Origin of the sequence: Streptomyces sp. SID14478, from assembly GCF_010548525.1 — a bacterium.
Lineage (GTDB): Bacteria > Actinomycetota > Actinomycetes > Streptomycetales > Streptomycetaceae > Streptomyces.
This window is the reverse complement of record NZ_JAAGMG010000089.1, coordinates 1-2,145: the sequence shown is the minus strand read 5'-3', so window position 1 is coordinate 2,145 and position 2,145 is coordinate 1. Positions and strand designations below refer to the sequence as shown.

Sequence of the window (2,145 nt, the reverse complement as noted above, 5' to 3'; positions counted from 1 at the left end):
CGGCCTTCGTCGCCGCGGACGCGGGGTCCGCGCCGGCGAGCCCGGCCGCGGACAGTGCCACGGCTGCCGTGCCGGCGGCGAGTACGGTGCGTCTGGCGGGGCCGGACTGAGGGGCGTTCGCGTGCGGGTGGCTCGATGTCATGGCGGCTCACTCTTCAGCGGTGACGACAAGGGGCGACTCCGGGGTGAAACCCTGCTTGAAACGATTCATTCCCGGTGGTCGGGGCGACGCTATCTCCCGGTACCCCCGCTCGTACAGAGGTGAGGAGCGGCGGGTGCGGGCCCGGCCTCGACTTTCGTCGCCGCGGTACCGCCTTTGGACGGACCGCTTCTGGCCGGTCGGTGGACGCCGCGCGGGTAGCGCCGTCCGTAGCGTCGGACGGTATGAGACACGCATGGCCCGCCGTGGGCCTGTTCCTGCTCGCTCCGGTGATCGGGGAGCTGCTGCTCGGCGCGACCTCGAGCGACATGCTGGGGGTGCTGCCGATCCTGGCGCTGCTGTACGGCGGCGGCGCCCTGCTGATCCGCGAGGTCGTCCGGCGCGCCGGACGGGGATGGTGCGCGATCCTCCTCCTGGGCGCGGCGTACGCACTGGTGGAGGAGGGGCTCCTGGACCAGATGCTGTTCAACGCGGACTACTCGGGCAACTACGACATGGTCTCCGTGACGCACCTGCCGTTCCTGGGCACCGGCGCGTACGGGCTGCTCTCGGTGCTTGCCGTGCACGCGGTGTGGAGCGTGACCGTGCCCATCGCGCTCATGGAGGCGCTCGTGCCGGGCCGGGCGCGGGGGCCGTGGCTGGGCCGCACCGGGCTGACCGTCACCGCCGTGCTCTTCGGCCTCGGAGCCGTGATCGTCGGCTGGGGCAGCTACGACGACTCCCACTTCATGGCACCCTGGCCGCGCCTGGCCGGCACGGCCGTGGTGGCGGCCCTGCTCGTGGTCGCCGCGTTCCGGATCCGGCGCCCGATGCCCGGCACGGCCGGCCGCGGTGCGCCCCGTCCGCTGCTCGTGGGCGCGGCCGCGTTCCTGGCGACCACCGGGTTCTGGCTGGCGCTGCAGGCGAGTTGGTGGGGTGTGGCGGCGTCCCTGGCCGTCGCCGTCGCGGCGACGGCACTCGGGATCTCCTGGTCGCGCAGGCCCGGTTGGGGTCCGGCCCAGGTGTACGCGCTGGCCGCCGGCGCCACCCTGACGTACGCGTGGATCGGCTTCGGGCAGACCCCGGACGTCGGCTCCGACGGCACCGTCAACCTGGTCGGTCACGTCGTCCTCGCGGTCGGCGCCGTCGCGCTGCTGTGCGTCGCGGGACGACGGGTGCGCGCGGACGAGGAGGCGCTCAGGTCGCGTGGCCCCGCTCCTGCTCCACGGGGAGCAGACCCCGCTCGCTGAACACCTTCTTGGCGACGAACGTGGCGTTCAGGGCGCGGGGGAAGCCGCAGTAGCCGGCCGACTGCAGCAGCGCCTCGACTATCTCCTGCGGCGTGAGCCCGACGTTCAGGGAGGTGTTGACGTGCACCTCCAGCTGGGGCTCGCACCCGCCGAGGGCGGTCAGCATGCCGAGGGTGACCAACTGCCGGTCGCGCGGCGGCAGCGCGGGGCGGCTGTAGATCTCGCCGAACCCCCAGGCGACGAGGTGGTGGGCGAGCTCGGGACTGACGTCGGCGAGGGCGTCCACCACACGCCGGCCGCCTTCGCCGTCGACGCGGGACAGCGCTTCCATGCCCCGTGCGAAGCGCTCCTCGCGGGTCTCGGCGCCGGGCGCATTGCTCATGATCGCTCCGTTCCGGGCAGCCCGCCGGGACCGGCGGGGAGCCGCTCGTGGGGTCGGATCCTCGTGTCCAGTGTGTCGTGTCGAGCCCGACGGCGGCGCGGCGAGCCGGTTCAGCAGACGCTGTCGGTCGGCTTCGGGTTGCCCAGGCCGAACAGGGGGCGCAGCCGCAGGCCCGCCCAGGTGCCGAGGATCGCGACGCCGCCCCAGATCCAGCCGTGCAGGGAGCCCGAGGCGATGCCCGCGAGGTAGGCGCCGATGTTGCAGCCGCCCGCGAGCCGTGCGCCGACGCCCATCAGGATGCCGCCGAGGACCGCGGCGAGCGCCGTCCGGGCCGGGATGCCGCGGTGCAGCTGCCACACGCCGCCAGCAGCGGC

Annotated in this window: 3 protein-coding genes; 1 reads left to right on the top strand and 2 read right to left on the bottom strand. The window is 74.0% G+C overall.

All coding sequences use genetic code 11. From position 1 onward, the window contains the following. Positions 1 to 384 precede the first annotated feature (384 nt). The gene (locus G3I40_RS03010) at positions 385 to 1,389 is read left to right on the top strand and encodes a DUF998 domain-containing protein (RefSeq protein WP_164300583.1); all 1,005 of its coding nucleotides are present in this window, start codon (positions 385 to 387) and stop codon (positions 1,387 to 1,389) included. On the opposite strand, the gene G3I40_RS03005 is transcribed toward G3I40_RS03010, so the two are convergent. Both G3I40_RS03005 and G3I40_RS03000 read right to left on the bottom strand, forming a co-directional pair. Next, positions 1,337 to 1,771, bottom strand: coding sequence for a carboxymuconolactone decarboxylase family protein (locus G3I40_RS03005; RefSeq protein WP_164300582.1), 435 nt, complete (start codon positions 1,769 to 1,771; stop codon positions 1,337 to 1,339). The genes G3I40_RS03010 and G3I40_RS03005 overlap by 53 nt on opposite strands. 110 nt (positions 1,772 to 1,881) lie before the next feature. Continuing rightward, on the bottom strand, positions 1,882 to 2,145 hold a 264-nt coding region (locus tag G3I40_RS03000; protein ID WP_164300581.1), incomplete at its 5' end, for a YeeE/YedE thiosulfate transporter family protein.